At 59.6% G+C, this 16,896-nt stretch carries 14 protein-coding genes; 5 read left to right on the top strand and 9 right to left on the bottom strand.

Going from position 1 to position 16,896, the window contains the following annotated elements; all coding sequences use genetic code 11:
* Positions 1-3: 3 nt before the first annotated feature.
* The 5 genes from purQ to A3EC_RS0108745 form a co-directional block, all read right to left on the bottom strand.
* Positions 4-675, bottom strand: coding sequence for a phosphoribosylformylglycinamidine synthase subunit PurQ (gene purQ / locus A3EC_RS0108725; RefSeq protein WP_018024802.1), 672 nt, complete (start codon positions 673-675; stop codon positions 4-6).
* Positions 672-917 (bottom strand): phosphoribosylformylglycinamidine synthase subunit PurS, encoded by a 246-nt coding sequence (gene purS, locus A3EC_RS0108730; RefSeq protein ID WP_018024803.1) that lies wholly within the window; start codon positions 915-917, stop codon positions 672-674. The genes purQ and purS overlap by 4 nt, the downstream gene beginning before the upstream one ends.
* A 127-nt stretch (positions 918-1,044) precedes the next feature.
* Positions 1,045-1,725, bottom strand: a complete 681-nt coding sequence (locus A3EC_RS0108735) for a DUF2334 domain-containing protein (RefSeq protein WP_026162353.1) — start codon at positions 1,723-1,725, stop codon at positions 1,045-1,047.
* A 40-nt stretch (positions 1,726-1,765) separates the two neighbouring features.
* Positions 1,766-3,904, bottom strand: a complete 2,139-nt coding sequence (locus tag A3EC_RS0108740; RefSeq protein ID WP_018024805.1) for a S9 family peptidase — start codon at positions 3,902-3,904, stop codon at positions 1,766-1,768.
* Complete coding sequence (locus A3EC_RS0108745) at positions 3,901-4,788, bottom strand: phosphoribosylaminoimidazolesuccinocarboxamide synthase (RefSeq protein WP_018024806.1); 888 nt, start codon at positions 4,786-4,788, stop codon at positions 3,901-3,903. Before A3EC_RS0108745 ends, A3EC_RS0108740 begins: the two co-directional genes overlap by 4 nt.
* A gap of 200 nt (positions 4,789-4,988) precedes the next feature.
* On the opposite strand from A3EC_RS0108745, the gene A3EC_RS0108750 reads away from it, so the two are divergent.
* Genes A3EC_RS0108750 through A3EC_RS0108760 form a run of 3 tightly spaced genes read left to right on the top strand, consistent with a single transcriptional unit; the run spans position 4,989 to position 8,642 of the window.
* Positions 4,989-6,302 (top strand): acetyl-CoA C-acetyltransferase, encoded by a 1,314-nt coding sequence (locus tag A3EC_RS0108750; RefSeq protein WP_018024807.1) that lies wholly within the window; start codon positions 4,989-4,991, stop codon positions 6,300-6,302.
* A 47-nt stretch (positions 6,303-6,349) separates the two neighbouring features.
* Positions 6,350-7,696: a 3-oxoacyl-ACP reductase gene (locus tag A3EC_RS0108755; RefSeq protein ID WP_018024808.1), complete on the top strand. Its 1,347-nt coding sequence runs from the start codon at positions 6,350-6,352 to the stop codon at positions 7,694-7,696.
* 7 nt (positions 7,697-7,703) lie between these two features.
* On the top strand, positions 7,704-8,642 hold the full coding sequence (locus A3EC_RS0108760; protein ID WP_018024809.1) for a MaoC/PaaZ C-terminal domain-containing protein: 939 nt from the start codon (positions 7,704-7,706) through the stop codon (positions 8,640-8,642).
* Positions 8,643-8,688: 46 nt separating this feature from the next.
* Here the strand turns inward: A3EC_RS0108760 and A3EC_RS0108765 are convergent, their stop codons facing one another.
* Complete coding sequence (locus A3EC_RS0108765) at positions 8,689-9,561, bottom strand: MerR family transcriptional regulator (RefSeq protein WP_018024810.1); 873 nt, start codon at positions 9,559-9,561, stop codon at positions 8,689-8,691.
* A 94-nt stretch (positions 9,562-9,655) separates the two neighbouring features.
* Here A3EC_RS0108765 and A3EC_RS0108770 point away from each other — a divergent pair, with 94 nt between their 5' ends.
* Entirely contained in the window at positions 9,656-10,063 is a 408-nt protein-coding gene (locus A3EC_RS0108770; protein ID WP_018024811.1) for an arsenate reductase ArsC, read from the top strand.
* A gap of 240 nt (positions 10,064-10,303) precedes the next feature.
* Positions 10,304-12,070, top strand: coding sequence for an HNH endonuclease signature motif containing protein (locus A3EC_RS0108775; RefSeq protein ID WP_018024812.1), 1,767 nt, complete (start codon positions 10,304-10,306; stop codon positions 12,068-12,070).
* Positions 12,071-12,209: 139 nt separating this feature from the next.
* Here A3EC_RS0108775 and purB read toward each other — a convergent pair whose 3' ends face one another.
* The 3 genes from purB to A3EC_RS11910 all read right to left on the bottom strand — a co-directional run bounded on the left by purB (position 12,210) and on the right by A3EC_RS11910 (position 16,845).
* On the bottom strand, positions 12,210-13,640 hold the full coding sequence (gene purB, locus A3EC_RS0108780; RefSeq protein WP_018024813.1) for an adenylosuccinate lyase: 1,431 nt from the start codon (positions 13,638-13,640) through the stop codon (positions 12,210-12,212).
* A gap of 13 nt (positions 13,641-13,653) precedes the next feature.
* Positions 13,654-14,769, bottom strand: coding sequence for a DUF418 domain-containing protein (locus A3EC_RS11905; RefSeq protein WP_018024814.1), 1,116 nt, complete (start codon positions 14,767-14,769; stop codon positions 13,654-13,656).
* A gap of 111 nt (positions 14,770-14,880) precedes the next feature.
* Entirely contained in the window at positions 14,881-16,845 is a 1,965-nt protein-coding gene (locus A3EC_RS11910) for an ABC1 kinase family protein (protein WP_018024815.1), read from the bottom strand.
* Positions 16,846-16,896: the final 51 nt, after the last annotated feature.

Below are 16,896 nucleotides of genomic sequence, written 5' to 3' on the forward strand. Positions count from 1 at the left end.
CGGCTACGCGCCAATGGTCGAAACGGCAGAAATGAACATGGTCAGGCCGTCCACAGATGGGCCCGTCAGTGCTTCGACAGCATGCTCTGGGTGTGGCATCAAGCCAACGATGCGGCCGTCGGCGCTGGCAACACCAGCGATGTCATGCAGGGAGCCATTCGGGTTAACGGTGTAGCGGAAGACCACGCGGCCTTCGCCTTCCAGTTCCGCGATGGTTTCTGCCGATGCCTGGTAGCGGCCTTCAGCGTGCTTGTGCGGAATGAGGATGTGTTCCTTTTCCGTGTAGCCGGAGGTCCAAGCGGTGGTGTTGTTTTCGACAACCAAGTGGGTGTCGTCGCAGTTGAAGTGCAGGCCTTCGTTGCGGGTCAGCGCGCCTGGCAGCAGTCCGGCTTCGGTCAGAATCTGGAAGCCGTTGCAGATACCGAGCACTGGCATGCCGCCCTTGGCGGATTCAATGACGGACTGCATGACTGGGGCGAGTGCGGAAATGGCACCGCAGCGCAGGTAGTCGCCGTAGGAGAAGCCGCCGGGGACGACCACAGCGTCGACGTTCTTCAGGTCAGCGTCGTTGTGCCAGAGGTCGACAACTTCGGCGCCGGCTAGGCGGACGGCACGGGCTGCGTCAACATCGTCCAGGGTTCCGGGAAATGTAATGACACCGATGCGTGCGCTCACTGAGCCACCTCAACACCAACGACGTCGTAGTTTTCGATGACGGTGTTTGCCAGCAGGTTCGCGGCAATTTTTTCCAAGTCCTCGGTGGTGACGCTGTCATCCACTTCGAGTTCGAATCGCTTGCCCTGACGCACATCGGATACGCCGCTGACGCCGATTCGGCCTAGCGCACGCTGAACAGCCTGGCCCTGTGGGTCCAGAATCTCTTCCTTGGGCATCACGTTGACAACTACTCGGGCCATTCTTGAAGCTCCTGGTTAGCTGGGGGTTCTGGCGGCAAAAGTGGTCCTGCCACCAATGACGTTACCGAGCTTACCTTCTCCAGCTTCAGTTACAGATTTCCAGGTCCAGACAGCCCGGATGCCGCGACTAGTCGAGCAGATCCCGGTACGTTGCCGGTGTGCTGCCAAGCTCAAGCGTGGCATCGATGGCACCGACGAAGTCCCGGAGGGTTTTCGCTCGCGCCAACTGGCCGCCGGAGACAGACAGGCGTACCAGCTTCCCTGCTGCGGCGTTTCGGGCCGCTGCCTTGATGACGTTGCGGCGCCACCATCCGGCGGCGCCAAAGCCCTCACCCATGGCGAGCACCCGCGAACGGTGAAAGTAACCGTCGGTAAACGTATGGATGCCCTGCAAATCGCCGACCAAGCGGTAGCCCATGGCGGGCAGCATCTCGAGGGTGCCGGGCGACAGTTGCCACCGCGGTGGGGAAAACAGGTCGGTGGCTAGGCCAAGCTTGTCCATTTGCCGGTTCGCAGCGGTGAGGCGCAGTTTCGCTTCGTGGCCGCCGAGGGCGGCGAATTCGGCGCGGCGGCCGGAGACAGTCTGGTCGAATCCGTTCAAAATAATCGGAGTCCCAGCGTCGACCTGCTTCTGTACCCACTTCAGGGTCTTCTTGTCCTTCGCCAAGTGCCAGCTTTCGCCGATGTGGGGTGCCACGAGCAACGACACTGGTACGTCGATGGAGTCAAGGTGCGATACCAGGGATTTCACAGATCCGAGGGTGTTGTCTCGGATCCCTGATATCGACACAAGAAGGGAGCCTGTCATAGGCAACGATGGTGCCACAGTTGGCACCGGATTTCAGCGCCTAAGCCGCCCCAGTCACGCGCAGAATCCACGCATACTCGTAGGCGGTTTCTTTCCACTTGGCGTAGCGTCCCGAGACACCACCATGGCCTGCGGACATTTCAGTCTTCAACAAGAATGGGCCGCCTTTGCCGATTTCTTGCAACTTGGCAATCCACTTTGCTGGCTCCACATAGAGCACCCGAGTATCATTCAGGCTGGTCAAAGCCAGAATTTCTGGGTATTCCACGTCGTCACGAACATTCTCATACGCCGAGTAGCTAGCCATGAGGTCGTAGATTTCTGGGTCCGCCAGCGGGTTACCCCACTCTTCCCACTCCACCACCGTCAGCGGCAGCTCCGGCATGAGCATCGAGGTCAGCGAGTCCACAAACGGCACCACTGCCTGGATACCGCAGAACTTCTCCGGCGCCATATTGGCCACCGCGCCCATGAGCATGCCGCCAGCACTTCCGCCTTCGGCAGCCATCATCTGGTGCGTCGTAATTCCCTGGGCAACCAATTCATCGGCGCAGGCAATGAAGTCAGTGAACGTATTTGGTTTCGACTTTTCGCGGCCATTCAGCCACCAGCTGCGGCCCATTTCGCCGCCGCCGCGCACATGCGCCACTGCCCACACCATTCCGCGGTCCAGCAGGCTCAACCGGCTCACCGAGAAACCAGGATCCACCGGCATCTCATAGGAGCCGTAGGCGTAGAGCAGAGTCGGTTTCGGCGAACTCATATCCAGGTCCACGCGGCGCACCACCGAGATAGGCACTTCGGTGCCGTCTGCAGCGGTCGCCCACATGCGGGTGGCCTGGTACTGCGTCTTGTCGTAGCCGCCTGGAATTTCCTGCTCTTTCAGCAGCGTGCGCTCACCAGTGGCAATATCCATTTCCCAGGTCTGACTTGGGGTGGTGAACGAGCCGTAACCGAACCGCAGCACTGGGGTATCCCACTCTGGGTTCGCGCTTGCTCCGACGCTGTACAGCTCTTCAGCGAACTCCAACTCGCGGAAATTCAACGCCTGGTCGCCGTCAACAAGCGAAGTGCACAGGGCCAACCGGCCAATGCCGCCACGTCGGTAGGCCAACAGGATGTGGCCGGCGAAGGCGCTGACACCTTCGATGCGGACGCCGTCGCGTGGGGCGATGACCTCGGTGATGTCGGTGAGGGCTGGTAGCGGGCCAACGTCGGCGATACCGACGGAATAGTCGACGCTCAGGGCGTTGTGAGTGATAAGGAAACGGTCGCGGCCTGCAATAACGGCGTGTTCAACGTCGTATTCGATGCCGGTGTCACGCTCACGGATGCACCACGGGTCGGATTCAATGTTGGCGGTGTCGATGGCCCACACTTCCGACGTGGTCTTCGAACCAACCTCAATGAGCAGGTACTTTTCGCTGCGGGTGGTGCCAACACCAACCCAGTATGCTTCATCCGGCTCGTGGAAAATGCGGACGTCATCGGCGACATCGGTGCCGACTTTGTGTCGCCACACTGAATCTGGGCGCCAGGCTTCGTCGACGCGCTGGTAGAAAATCCAGTCGCTGCCGACCCAAGTCGCACCGGCAGAAATATCTTCGATGGTGTCTGGCAGGTCTTCGCCGGTCGTAAGGTCGCGGATCCGCAGGGTGTAGCGCTCGTCGCCCACAACGTCGGTGGAATAGGCCAGGTAGCGACCATCCAAGCTGACGGCTCCGGCACCCATGCTGAAGAACTCGTGGCCTTCGGCGGCAAGGTTGGCGTCGAAGATAATCTGCTCGCCCTCAGGTGCGCCTTCTTCCGGCAGCACCGGCGGGACCCACGCGTCCGCCGCAGTTTTCGGGACGGCTGGGATACGGCAGGACACACCGTAGTTTTTGCCTTCGACGCTGCGGCCGTAGTACCAAAAATCGCCGTTGCGCACTGGCACCGACATGTCGGTTTCTTTCACCCGCGACTTAATCTCGCCGTAGACCGTGTCGGTGAGGTCCGTCAGGTCGGCGGTGTGCGCCTTGGTGTATTCGTTTTCGGCTTCGAGGTAGGCGCGGACTTCTGGGTTGTCTTTGTCGCGCAGCCATTCGTAGTTATCAACGAATTCGCGGCCGTGATGGGTACGAGTAAGTGGCCGCTGAGCTGCAATGGGCTGCTTAGCGGTGACGTTACGGGCGGTCATGCAGGGTCGCCGATCCAATCTGCAAACTTCTTGCCGGAGATGCGTTCGTAGGCTTCAACGTAGCGGTCGCGGGTTGCTTCGACGACGGAGCCTGGTAGCTCTGGTGGCTCGGACTGGCCATCCCAGCCAGACTTTGAGCTGGTCAGCCAGTTGCGGACGTACTGCTTGTCGAAGGAAGGCTGGACTTCACCTTCGGTGTAGCCGTCAGCTGGCCAGTAGCGGGAGGAGTCTGGGGTGAGCACTTCGTCGGCGATGACGAGGTTGCCGTCGCTGTCCAGGCCGAATTCAAACTTGGTGTCGGCGAGGATGACACCCTTGTCGAGGGCCATGGCTGCGGCTTCGGAGTAAATCTTCAGGGTTGCGGCGCGCAGTTCTTCCGCGCGGGCCACGCCAAGGGCGTCGACGACGGCGCTAAATGGCACGTTCTCGTCGTGGTCGCCAAGCTCAGCCTTGGTGGCTGGGGTGAAGATTGGCTCTGGCAGCTTCGACGCTTCTTCCAGGCCTGCTGGCAGTTCGATGCCGCAGACAGTGCCGTTGGCCTGGTATTCCTTCATGCCGGAGCCGGTGAGGTAACCGCGCGCCACGCATTCGAAAGGCAGCATATTGAGCTTTTTGACGATCAGGGCGCGGCCGAGAACTTCCTCCGGAATGCGCGGGTCGTCGGCTGGGCCGGCGAGGTGGTTTGGGAAGTCGATGGCGTCGAAGAAGTAGACGCTCATGGCGGTGAGGACTCGCCCCTTGTCAGGGATTGGGGTGTCCAGGATGTGGTCGTACGCGGAAATACGGTCGGAGACAACCAGAAGGAGTGTGTTTTCGTCTACTTCATAGATCTCGCGGACCTTGCCAGCAGAGACGTGCTCATAATCGGACAGTTCAGGACGCATGCCGCGTAGTGTAGTCCCGCTGAGCGCTGACTGTGAATTGAAATGCAAGAAGGTAATAATTTCTGAACTTTCCCCGCAGGTCAGAATCTCCCGCTAGGCTGGAAACATAACTATGTGACGGGGAACACGTCACAAGATCTGTTTCTGCCAAATCACTCAACACTGTGTACGCAACAGTGCACAAGGAGAAGGACTGCACCATGACTTCCACCCCTGAACCACGCCGCGCAGTCATCGTCGGCGGCAACCGAATTCCATTCGTCCGTTCCAACGGCGCTTACTTCGGTGCCTCAAATATTGACATGCTGACCTCGGCAATTGACGGCTTGGTGGCACGATTCGGCCTGTCCGGCGAAAAGCTGGGCATGGTGACCGGTGGCGCCGTGCTGAAGCACTCCCGCGACTTCAACATGGTCCGCGAAGTGGTGCTCGGCTCCGCATTGGACCCACACACCCCAGCATTTGATGTGCAGATGGCTTGCGCCACGGGAATGCAGGCGATGAATGATGTGGCGGCGAAGATCAAACTCGGCCAGATCGACGTGGGTATCGCATCGGGTGTAGACACCACCTCCGACGCGCCGATTGCGGTGTCCGACGGCATGCGCACTGCCCTGCTGGATGCGTCCCGCCAGAAGAAACCGCTGAACCAGATCAAGGCACTGTCGGCGATTCGCCCAGCAGACTTCAAGCCATTGGCGCCAGGCACCGGCGAACCACGCACCGGCCTGTCCATGGGTGAACACCAGGCGATCACCACCGCGAAGTGGGGTGTGACCCGCGAAGAGCAGGATGAACTGGCGGCGGCGTCGCACCAGAACTTGGCCCGCGCCTACGACGAGGGTTTCTTTGACGACCTGATTACGCCGTTCCGCGGTGTGAATAAGGACAACAACCTGCGTCCAGACTCCACCGTGGAGAAGCTCGCCAAGCTGAAGCCAGTGTTCGGTAAGTCGCTGGATGCAGAGGCAACGATGACTGCCGGAAACTCCACCACGTTGACCGACGGCGCGTCCGCAGTGTTGATTTCCTCCGTCGAATGGGCTGAGCAGCGCAACCTGCCAGTGCTCGCGGACCTAGTGGACTTTGAGTCCGCTGCCGTTGACTTCGTCCACGGCGATGAAGGGCTCCTGATGGCTCCTGCCTACGCAGTGCCACGCATGCTGGAGCGCAATGGCCTGAAGCTGCAGGACTTCGACTTCTACGAACTGCATGAAGCCTTCGCTTCGACGGTGCTGGCCACGTTGAAGGCGTGGGAAGACGCAGAATTCTGCTCCGACCGCCTGGGCCTAGACAAGCCACTTGGCAGCATTGACCGCACCAAGCTGAACGTCAACGGCTCCTCCCTGGCAACTGGTCACCCATTTGCTGCGACCGGCGGCCGCATCGCTGCATCGCTCGCGAAAATGCTGCGCGCCAAGGCCGACGAGACCGGCGAAACCGCCCGCGGCCTGATTTCGGTGTGCGCTGCCGGTGGCCAAGGTGTCGTCGCCATCCTCGACGCCCGTCCGTAACCCCGCAACCATAAACGTCAACAAGCCCTTTGACGCAAGGAGAACTCATGTCGGATAAGTACATTGACCTGGTAAACGGTGGCCCACTGACTGGTGTGGCAAAGCAACTGGGGCTGCCACAGCCGCCAGTGCTGCGACGATATGAAGCGGGCCAGCCGCTGCTGGAAAACAATATTGTGCTGCTGGTCGGTGACGGCCCGGACCTGCCGAAAGTTACTGACATTCTGACCGGTTGGGGTCTGGATGTGCGCACGGGCGTGGCTCCGGACCAGAAGGTCGGCGCGATTGTGGCAGTATTTACTGACATCACCCGGCCACAGCAGTTCCAGGAACCAGTGCTGGAGATGAATAAATCGTTTAAGCGGCTGGCGAAAAACGGTCGGTTTGTCACCCTGTCGCGGCCGTTTGGTGAGCACATTGACGACCCAGCGACGAACTCCGCACGCGCAGGTGTGGAGGGACTTGTGCGGTCGCTTGGTCAGGAAGTGCGCGGCGGTGCGACAGCCAACGGCATCCTGATTAACGACGATGTAGCTGCCGATGCGGTTGGTGTGCAGGCAGCATTGCGTTTCTTCCTGTCGTCGCGTTCGGCGTTTGTTGACGGCCAGTTCCTCGTGGTTGATTCCGAACGTGGTGAGCTGCCGGAGAACTGGGAGAAGCCGCTGGCTGGGCAGGTGGCAGCGGTGACTGGCGCCGCCCGGGGTATTGGTAAGGCGATTGCCGAGACCCTGCATAACGACGGCGCCGAAGTGATTGTCATTGACGTGCCGGCCGCGGGTGAGAACCTGGCGAAGGTGGCGAATGCGCTGGGCGGTTTGGCGCTGCAGCAGGACATCACTGCCGAGGATGCTGGCGCGAAGATTGCTGAGGCGGCGCAGCGCAAGTACGGCCGCTTGGACATTGTGGTGCACAACGCTGGCATTACCCGCGACAAGCTGTTCGCGAATATGGATGACGCGAAGTGGGGTTCGGTCATTGCGGTGAATATTGAGTCGCAGCTGAAGATGAATGAGCAGTTGCTGGCAAACCCAGTGTTCCAGGACCACCCGCGCATTATTTCGATGTCGTCGACGTCCGGTATTGCGGGTAACCGCGGGCAGACGAACTACGCGGTGACGAAGGCCGGTGTCATTGGCATGGTGCAGGCCACGACGAAGCAGGCGGCGGAGTTTGGTGGCACGGCAAATGCGATTGCGCCGGGGTTCATTGAAACTGAAATGACGGCGGCGATTCCGTTTGCTACCCGCAATGTGGCACGCCGGTTGAACTCGCTGCTACAGGGCGGTCTGCCGGAGGATGTCGCGCAGGGCGTGGCCTTCTTTGCATCCCCTGCCGCCGAGGGCCTGTCCGGTCAGGTGCTGCGCGTGTGTGGCCAGAACAAGGTCGGTAAGTAGGTTCACCATGACTGTGCGAACGTTGAAGGAAGTGCCGGGCCTCGGTGGGCTCTATGCGAAAGCTGTGCTGCCGTCGGGTGGCAAGAAGGGCCGGGCGAAGGCCCCCGAGGAGCTGGAGTTTTCCACGCTAGAGGTGCCGGATGTGCCGGTGCCGTGCGACCGAGACGATGCCATGCGCATTTTCGTCGGTGGCCGCCCTGCGGAGGAAGCATTCTTCGGGCATCTGCATTCCCTGCTGATGCCGTTGCAGATGGAATTGATGACGCAGCCGAAGTTCCCGCTGCCGATGATGGGTCTGATTCACACCACCAACACGTGGCGTCAGCTGCGTCCAGTACCACTGGATTCCGAGGTTGACCTGCAGGTTACCGTGGCGGAGTTTCGACCGCACCGAGTTGGCACGGAGGTACTGCTTGTATCGCAGGTGCTTATTGACGGACAGGTCGCTGCCGAGGAGGAGACGACCTATCTAGCCAAGGGCGTCAAGCTCGACGGGCTCGGCGAGGCACTGGAAGCTGTTCGGCCGGAATTTGAAACGCCGATGCCAACTGCGCTGTGGAAGCTGGACTCGGACACTGGCCGCGAGTGGGCCAAGCTGTCGGGCGATATCAACCCGATTCACATTAATCCGCTGCTGGCGAAGGGCCTGGGGATGCCGGGGATGATTGCCCATGGCATGTACACAGCCTCGCGGGCACTGTCGGAATGTGATGTGCAGCCTGGCACCAGCTGGAGCTTCGACATTGAGTTCGCGGCGCCAGTGGTGCTGCCAACAAAGGTGCCAGTGGCGATTACGCGTGCTGGGGTTGGTGCTGGTGGTGTTGGGGGCGGTGCGGCGGGCGCTGGCGCCCGAACCGGCGACATTGGCGACTACGACGTTGTGGCGTGGCACGGCAAGAAGAAGCGGCCGCATTTCACAGGCCGCGTCCGCAAGCTCATTGGTTAGTTGCTCCCAGGTTAGTTGCTCCCACGTGTGAAACCCACGCGGGCGGCTAGCCCCAATTCGCGGCGTCGGGGTCCACCCCGTTCGCCCGCGCATCCGCTTCGATAGCGGCAAGCAACCAGTCGGTGGCTCCTGGAGTGAAAGCTCCGGAGTCGCCAGCGTTGTCATAGAACGCCCGGAAACGATCATCCTGCGTATACATACGCGCCAAAATGACCTGCCGATTGTGGTCACAGTCGAAGTGCTTCGCAATGCCTCGGCGGTGCAATGCCGAAATCTCCCGCCCCTCTTCGGAATTAGGGTCGGAGTCCGCCCGCACCGCAGCATGTAGCTTTTCGACGAGTTCGTGCTGCGCATCAACCGTTTCCTGCCAGTCCGATTCGGAAAACTGGGATTGGCGCTGTTGTGCCTGTGCCCAAGCATCGGTACCGGCCCAGCGCTCTTCGGCTTCGTCTTGCCAATCCTGGCGCCATTCGAATCCGAATTTTGCAGCTGCTTCTCGTGGGGAAAGTGGTGAGTTCATGGTGATTGCCTTAATGAGTTCGTCGATAGTGGTGAGCATGCTGTGCAAATGCGCAGCCCGCTCCTTTAAGATTTCGCGCTGTTTAATGAGCGCGAGTTTTTCGGATTCCCCTCCGTCAATAAGCTCTTTTACCTGCCGCAATGGCATTCCGGCCTCGCGGTAGACGAGGACGCGGTGTGCTCGGTGGAGGTCGGCGTCGAGGTAAAGGCGGTGGCCGCCCCACGTGCGCCATTGCGGGGTGAGCAGGCCGATTTCGTCCCAATGGCGGAGGGTGCGGACGGTGACGCCGAGGATTTCGGCGGCGGTGCCGATAGTGTAGGTGGGAGGGTCTGTTTGGTCTGTTGGGTGGGGGGCTGTTTGGTCTGTTGGGTCTCTTGGTTGCGGTTCGATTTCGTTCATGGGATTGATAGTGACACCTGACGCTGCGGCCGGTTCAAGTTTTGGGGCGCAAAAGGGCTAGACGAAACCGGAATACATATTTACACTCATCTATATGACCAGCTCTGAGGGTAAAAAAGTCATCGCATTTGTGTGCGTACACAACTCCTGCCGCAGCCAAATGGCAGAGACGCTTGGCAATCATTTCGCCGGAGACACATTCGACTTCTATTCGGCAGGCACTGAACAAGTGCCGCAAATCAATCAGGATGCCGTGCGAATTATCAAGGAACGCTACGGAATTGACATGTCGACACAGGAGTCAAAACTGACAGACACACTGCCGCCCGTGGACATACTGATCACAATGGGCTGCAACGTGGAATGCCCCTACCTGCCGTGCGAACACCGCGAAGACTGGGGCCTAGATGACCCATCTGGCAAGTCGGATGCGGAGTTTCACAAGGTCATCGACATTATTGAAGCGAAGATGCAAGAGCTGGAGAAGCGGTTTCAGAACTGACCTCAGGGCGCGGTGAAGGCAACCGATAGGCACACAGCTACTGACCCCGTGCCGGCCCCATCCACTTATCCACTAGCCCCAGTCGCCTACTCAAAAGCGTTGCGCGACTGGGGATTAACTTTGTGTACACTTTGCCGCCACCTAAGATTAGGGAACACGTGTTCGGTTTTTAACCCGCCCCATCTGACGCGAGGCTATACTCGAACATGTAAGCGAAACCAGAAAGGAAAGGAGGGGGAAATGTCCGCGCCACAGCCAAACCGAAACCTAAACAACAAGGTCGATGCCGACTTGCGACTAGCTGACAGCCAGGCGGATTCCGCCACAACCCCCTCCTCTAAACCAGCAGCTGAGGCGCACCTACACGCAGTCAACAGCGTGGAAGAACACCCAGCTTTCGAGTATCTTAACGAACTAAAGAGTAGCCTAAGCGAGTTCATTGACATCGCAACCAACGGCAAGAATCCGAATGGGCTGTCCTTTTGGACGCTGGTATCGCTGGCGCAAGAATTCGAGACTGCTCTGAGCGCGCGAGACCTATTTGACCTGCACCTTGCGCGGACACTGCTCACTCCGGAAGGAATTGAAGAAGCGGGAACCGCCAATGCAGTTGCATTCCTCATGGACCGACTGGGAATCAGCCGCCGCGAAGCCAATGAACGAGTAAAGGCAGCGCAGCTTGACGACGACGTGGAACCAGACGATTCCGCGGGTTCACTGACCCCGGATACCGCGGGCGATGCCGCTGCAGAATCTGCTGCGCAGGCAGAAAAGCCGACTGCAGAAGAACTCGCTGAGCAGGAAAGACAACGACGCCTGCGGGAAGAAAACAAACGTGCCGCCGAAGAAGCAACCGGCAAAGGCCAGTTGAATGCCCAAGACCGCGCCGCCATCTACAACGAGCTGAGCCGACTGCTACCCGGCGGGAGCATGACCGCCGAAGAAATTAAGCGGAAGGTATACCAGCAGGTAGGTAGCCTAAACTCCGCAGAAATCCGTCGACTCACCCGCCAGCTCGTGGACCAATCGAACCGGACGGTCAGCAAAGCCAAAGACAGGAATGCCGATTACCGTCGCCGCAACCTATTCGTTGGCAAGCAAGATGCGGACGGTTGCATCACCATTAGCGGCACCCTCGACGCGGCAGCCGCTACCCTGGCCACCAAACTCTTCAACGACTACGCCATCCGCGGGCAAGGCATCGAACTGCCCGAAGGCGTGGAAGATAAGCGCACGCTCGGCCAAAAGTATGCCGACGCTCTCACCAAAATTCTGCAAAACGCAATGGCGCATGCGAATAACGGCCGGCCCGGTAACAAAGGCCTGGCCAGCATCGTGGCCACCGCCGATGCGAAAGACTTCTGCCTCGACCCAAACGGCGAAGAAGACCCATCCGCTATTTGGTGGCGCCGTCGCTTCCACACCAACGTCGGCACCAGCCTGAATGCGGTCCAGATGCTGCGACTCGGAGTGACCGACAACATGCTGCTGGCACTTTTCGACACCAGCAACGGTCTAGCGCCAATCGACCTAGACCTATACAAAGGACGACGCCTCGCCAGCTTTGAACAGCGGATTGCTGCTCAGATTATTGACGGCTGCTGCCAGCACCCAGGATGCGACCGAGCAATCGACCTATGCGACCTCCACCACATCCTGCCATTCATTGACGGCGGCGAAACAACCCTGGAAAACCTGGTACCAATGTGCCGAGCACACCACCGCCAGAATGACGACACCTGGCAGGCCGACTACCGAGGCCACATGTGTGAACGAACCGCGGAAACGAACTTCCGCTCTGGGCACGTCAGAACCGACGGCAATGGGCGGCAATCCGAACCAAGATTCAACACAGGCCCTGCAGCCCAGCAAGCGCCAGGATACGTGCCACCGCCAGGAGGGACGGCCGAAGAGCCGCCAGAAGAGACATCGACAAGGGCGCCAGAAGAGCCCCCACCAGGAACGCCACTAGGAGACCCACCACCGGATACAGATCCACTTTTCTAATTCCGGGGGAAGGCAACGTCCTAGCAACGTCCTCGCCAACCGCAAACAAAAAGCAGGCATCCCGCCATGGGACGCCTGCTAGTCGTGTCTGTCAATCTAGGCCCAGCCAATCCCCCATCAACCAGACCGCCACACCAAACTACAAAATCTCACCCGGCTTGTAATCCGCCGCGTTCGGGAACTGCGTCGCCAGGTCAGAAACTCGCTTCGCCACCCGTTCAGTCTGCCCTTCAGCCGCACCGATGAAGGCGTGGCGGTCAGTCAGCACGTCTTCCAGCTGTGCCTTATCTAGTGGAATCCGCGCATCCTCAGCTAGGCGGTCCACCAGGTTTTGTTCCGCGCCCTTTTCACGCATATCCAACGCCATGCCCACCGCGTTTTCCTTAATCGCTTCGTGCGCTTCTTCACGGCCAACCCCCGCGCGAACACACGCCATGAGCACCTTGGTGGTAGCCAGGAACGGCAGGTAGCGTTCCAATTCACGTTCAATCATCGCAGGGAAAGCACCGAACTCGTCCATAACGGTAAGGAACGTTTCGAACATGCCGTCCAAGGCGAAGAACGCATCCGGCAGTGCCACGCGCCGCACAACGGAGCAGGACACGTCGCCTTCGTTCCACTGGTGGCCCGACAGTTCGCCAAGCATGCCGGCGTAGCCACGGAGAATAATTTGGAAACCGTTCACACGCTCACACGACCGCGCGTTCATCTTGTGCGGCATTGCCGAAGAACCGACTTGGCCTTCCTTGAAGCCTTCGGTGACGGTTTCATTGCCAGCCATCAGACGGATAGTGGTGGCCATCGACGATGGGCCAGCGCCGAGCTGCACAAGGGCGGTGAGGGCATCGTAGTCGAGGCTGCGAGGGTAAACCTGGCCGACTGAATCGAGGACATTGCGGAAGCCGAGGTGTTCCGCGATGCGGTTTTCTAGAGCGGTCAACTGCTTTTCGTCGCCGCCGAGCAGGTCCAGCATGTCCTGCGCGGTGCCCATTGGCCCCTTGATGCCGCGCAGCGGGTAGCGGCTGATGAGGTCGTTGACTCGCTCAATGGCGATGAGCATTTCGTCGGCAGCGGACGCAAAGCGCTTGCCCAAGGTCGTAGCCTGCGCTGCGACGTTGTGGGAACGGCCGGCCATAATCAGGGATTCGTATTGCACGGCTTTGGCGCTCAGGCGGGCTACGACTGCGACGGCTTTGTCACGCAGCAGCACCAGGCTGTCGCGGATCTGCAGCTGTTCGACGTTTTCGGTCAGGTCGCGGGAAGTCATTCCCTTGTGGACCTGCTCGTGCCCAGCCAAGGCATTGAATTCTTCGATGCGAGCCTTAACGTCATGGCGGGTGATCTTTTCCCGCGCAGCAATCGACGCGAGGTCGACCTGGTCGATAACCGCACGGTAGGCGTCAATTGCACTTTCCGGAACGTCGATACCGAGGTCTTTCTGCGCGGCGAGCACTGCGAGCCACAGCTCGCGCTCTTGGATAATTTTGCTTTCCGGCGACCACATCGCGGTCATCGCCGGGGAGGCGTACCGCGACGCGAGGACATTGCTAATCTGCTTCTTCTCAACCACGCCTTCTAGTATGTCATGCCGCAGTAACCGGCTGCGCTGCGATACTGCGGGAGGTGGCACCCCATTTCAACCAAGTGATGTAGCGCCAGATTTGTTCGAGCGGACCTTGGGCGCGGTAGCGCAGCCAGATGGTGGACCAGACCCACTGGATGACCAGGATGATAATCGCCATCAGTGGTACCCAGGTCAGGCCGCCGGTCGTTGGAATACTGAGCGGTTCTTTCAGCTGTTCGATGACCAGCATGAACAGGGTTGCGGTGAGGTAATTGGTCAGCGCCATCCGCCCTAGCGGGGAAAAGATTCTGGTGAGCGCTTTTCGTGCTGGAGTTTGCATGAGCACAGCGGTCAGGAAAATGTAGGTTGCGGCGAGCAGCAGGCCGGTGATTCCGCCGACTGGTCCGTAGGCGCCGGTGGCGGTGTCTTGCAGCTGCAGCCAGACACCGGTGGCGGAGAGCACCGTGAGGATTGGCAGGAAGAACCAATAGCTGCGGGCGAGGCTGTCAATCTTCCAAATGTGGCCGCCGCGACCAATGGCAAAACCAAGCATCAGTAGCCCGGGGATGACGAAGATGCTGCTTGGTGCGGCCGCGGCAATGGTGCAAATGATTCCGAGGGTCCAGGCAAGCCAGTTGGGTGCGAAAGTCAGTGGCAGCAGGAAAATCAGTCCGCCGAGACCATAAAGGAACAGCGCTTCGCCTGGGTGGAGGAATTGGTGTCCGAGTCCAAGCACGATGAGGAATGCGACCCGGCGGAACATGACTAGACGTGGGTGTTTGCTGCGGGCCTGGGAAATATTCCACATCATGCCGAAGCCGATGCCGAAGAGCAGCGTGAAGATTGGGAAGAACCGCTGCTGGAAGAAGGTGTCGAAGATGACATGTACGTTCCAGCTCGTGCTGTGCGGTGTTGCCCACAGGTCCGCGACGGGGCCGATGTTGACGAAGAGGATGCCTGCTAGCGCGATACCTCGGATGACATCGAGAGTATCGAGGCGTTTCTTTGGTCGGCCTAGCGCTGGTTCAGGTGTGGCCGCGGGAGTTAACGTCGCGGTGTCATTCATAGCGGCCGCTGCATACGGCGCTATCTGTGGCTGAGCCACCCCAGTGGATTCATCTTTCATGGGCACCATAGTGGCAGATCCTTTGCTCACCGGGATCCGCCGAACTACCGATATTTCTTGGTGCGCCCGTAGTTTTCTCTCATACTTCGGTATGGGGTGCCCACCGTTTGCTGCCCGCTGCTACCCTTTCACCATTTTGACGGGCTGGATTTCTCGGTAGGACTCTGGTGTGTCCTGCCGGAAAATGTTCACAAGGATGCGGGTGCCCAGCACGAAGGACACCAGCAGGATGGTCAGTCCCAAAAATTCCCATAGCGTTAGTTTCGGTAGGAAGTCAGGGCCGCCGCCGGAGGCTAGGAGATACACTCCGCCCAATCCGGCCGATGCGGCAAGTACCGCCAGGATGATTTGTTGTACTAGGCCGGTGAGCCAGCGTTGGTCGGCGAAGCCTTCAACACCGGGGACAACCATTCGCATGCGGCCTTCTTCAAGTTGCCGGGTGATTTGGTCGATGCGTCGTGGCATCCGTGCGGCAATTTCGGCATTGTTGAGGGTTTCGCGTTCTAGGTGCGCTTTCAGTTCGCGCGGCTCAAGGCGGTCACGCATGATTGCCGCGCCTTGTTCAGTGGCGATGTCAATCATGTCGAGGTCCGGCACTAGTTTTGTCAGCGATCCTTCCAGTCCGCCGATTGCTCGAAACGCGGTGGCCAGCGCGACGGGTACTTGGAATTTGTAGCTGACGACGAGGGCGAGCATGTCGCCGAATAGTCGGGCGCCTTGGACTTCACCACCGACGGCGTAGCGCATGATCAGTTGTCCGACATCTTGTTGCAGGGCGCGCACGTCGAGGTTCTCCGGCCGGCCTAGCAGTTCGATGAGGCAGTCGGTGGCGCCGACTGGGTCCTGTTGGCCGACGGCGACGAAAAGTCGCGCCATGGCGTCGCGGGTGGGGCGGTCGAGCCGTCCGACGGAGCCGAAGTCCAGCAGGCCGAGGCAGTCCTTTTCTACAACAATGTTGCCGGGGTGCAGGTCTGCATGGAATACGCCGCTGAGTAGTACTTGGCGCAGTACGCCGCGAACGAGGTCTTTGGCCATTTCCTGGCGACGTTCATCGGGCATTTGGGCGATGAGGGCATCCGCTTTGGCCAGTGGAATACCGCCGAGGCGTTCCATGACGAGCACTTTGTCGTCGGAAAGCTGTTCATAGGGGTGGGGTACGCCGAGTTTTTGGTCGGCCTTGGCAATCGCGCGCATATTGGCGACTTCGAAGCGGTAGTCGAGTTCTTCGTCGAGGGATTCAGCGAAGCCTTCGGCAAGAGAAAGCGCGCCGATGCTGGAGCCCCAATCAGTGCGTTTTTCCAAGCGATCAGCGATGCGCAGGATGATTTCGAGGTCGGATTTGGCTTGGGCTCTAGCACCTGGGCGCAGAGCTTTGACGACGACGCGGTCGCCGTTTGGCAGTGTGGCGGCGTAGACCTGCGCGAGGGATGCTGCTGCCATTGGTGTGGTGTCGAACTCGGCGAATACTTCGTCGACAGGTCCGCCGATAGCTGCAACGATGCTCGGTTCCATGTTTTTCCATGGCGTAGAGGGCACTTGCATTTGCAAGGTGGACAGTTCGTCGATGAAGGCTTTGGGTAACAGGTCGGAGCGCGTGGACAGCATTTGTCCGAGTTTGATGAAGGTTACGCCGGATTCGACTAGGGACGCCTTCAGGGAGCGAGCTAGCGATTTGTCGTAACCGCCAGCTTTAGAGGTAAATCCGATCAGCCCGTGTTTGATGAGGATCCACCAGACCTGCAGGTAACGGCGGGTGCGGCGGATCATGCCAGGTAGCCCCATCACTACTGCGCGCATGGGTGGCACAGACACGGTTGGCACGAGGGCTTCCAAGACGGTGAGGATGATCAGTTGGAAGGTCAGTGCCCATCCGGCGAGCAGCAGGCTAAATAGCACCAGTGGCGTGGTGTAGGTGACGTTTTCTACGCCGACGGACCGGAAGATAGCTTCCAAGGAGGGGAAGGTCACCGCGTTGATGATGACGCTGATTACCAGAGTCCGGCCCCACCCGACTGGGACCGCGAGCAGCTGCCGGGAGAGGAACGCCAGCAGCAGGACATTGACTACGGTGCCAAGGAAGATCATGCCCCTAGTATGCCTGCTGCGGCTAGCGCTGGGCTCTGTTCTAGCTCGGGG

The sequence above is a fragment of the Corynebacterium ulceribovis DSM 45146 genome (assembly GCF_000372445.1).
In the GTDB taxonomy this organism is placed as follows: domain Bacteria; phylum Actinomycetota; class Actinomycetes; order Mycobacteriales; family Mycobacteriaceae; genus Corynebacterium; species Corynebacterium ulceribovis.

Excerpts from the sequence above, each read along its gene's own strand:
- A3EC_RS0108765 (WP_018024810.1), bottom strand. The coding sequence starts at position 9,561 with ATGAACGAAATCGAACCGCAACCAAGAGACCCAACAGACCAAACAGCC.
- A3EC_RS0108750 (WP_018024807.1), top strand. The coding sequence starts at position 4,989 with ATGACTTCCACCCCTGAACCACGCCGCGCAGTCATCGTCGGCGGCAAC.
- A3EC_RS0108740 (WP_018024805.1), bottom strand. The coding sequence starts at position 3,904 with ATGACCGCCCGTAACGTCACCGCTAAGCAGCCCATTGCAGCTCAGCGG.
- purS (WP_018024803.1), bottom strand. The coding sequence starts at position 917 with ATGGCCCGAGTAGTTGTCAACGTGATGCCCAAGGAAGAGATTCTGGAC.
- A3EC_RS11905 (WP_018024814.1), bottom strand. The coding sequence starts at position 14,769 with ATGGTGCCCATGAAAGATGAATCCACTGGGGTGGCTCAGCCACAGATA.
- A3EC_RS0108775 (WP_018024812.1), top strand. The coding sequence starts at position 10,304 with ATGTCCGCGCCACAGCCAAACCGAAACCTAAACAACAAGGTCGATGCC.
- A3EC_RS0108745 (WP_018024806.1), bottom strand. The coding sequence starts at position 4,788 with ATGCGTCCTGAACTGTCCGATTATGAGCACGTCTCTGCTGGCAAGGTC.
- A3EC_RS11910 (WP_018024815.1), bottom strand. The coding sequence starts at position 16,845 with ATGATCTTCCTTGGCACCGTAGTCAATGTCCTGCTGCTGGCGTTCCTC.
- A3EC_RS0108770 (WP_018024811.1), top strand. The coding sequence starts at position 9,656 with ATGACCAGCTCTGAGGGTAAAAAAGTCATCGCATTTGTGTGCGTACAC.
- A3EC_RS0108755 (WP_018024808.1), top strand. The coding sequence starts at position 6,350 with ATGTCGGATAAGTACATTGACCTGGTAAACGGTGGCCCACTGACTGGT.
- A3EC_RS0108760 (WP_018024809.1), top strand. The coding sequence starts at position 7,704 with ATGACTGTGCGAACGTTGAAGGAAGTGCCGGGCCTCGGTGGGCTCTAT.
- A3EC_RS0108735 (WP_026162353.1), bottom strand. The coding sequence starts at position 1,725 with ATGACAGGCTCCCTTCTTGTGTCGATATCAGGGATCCGAGACAACACC.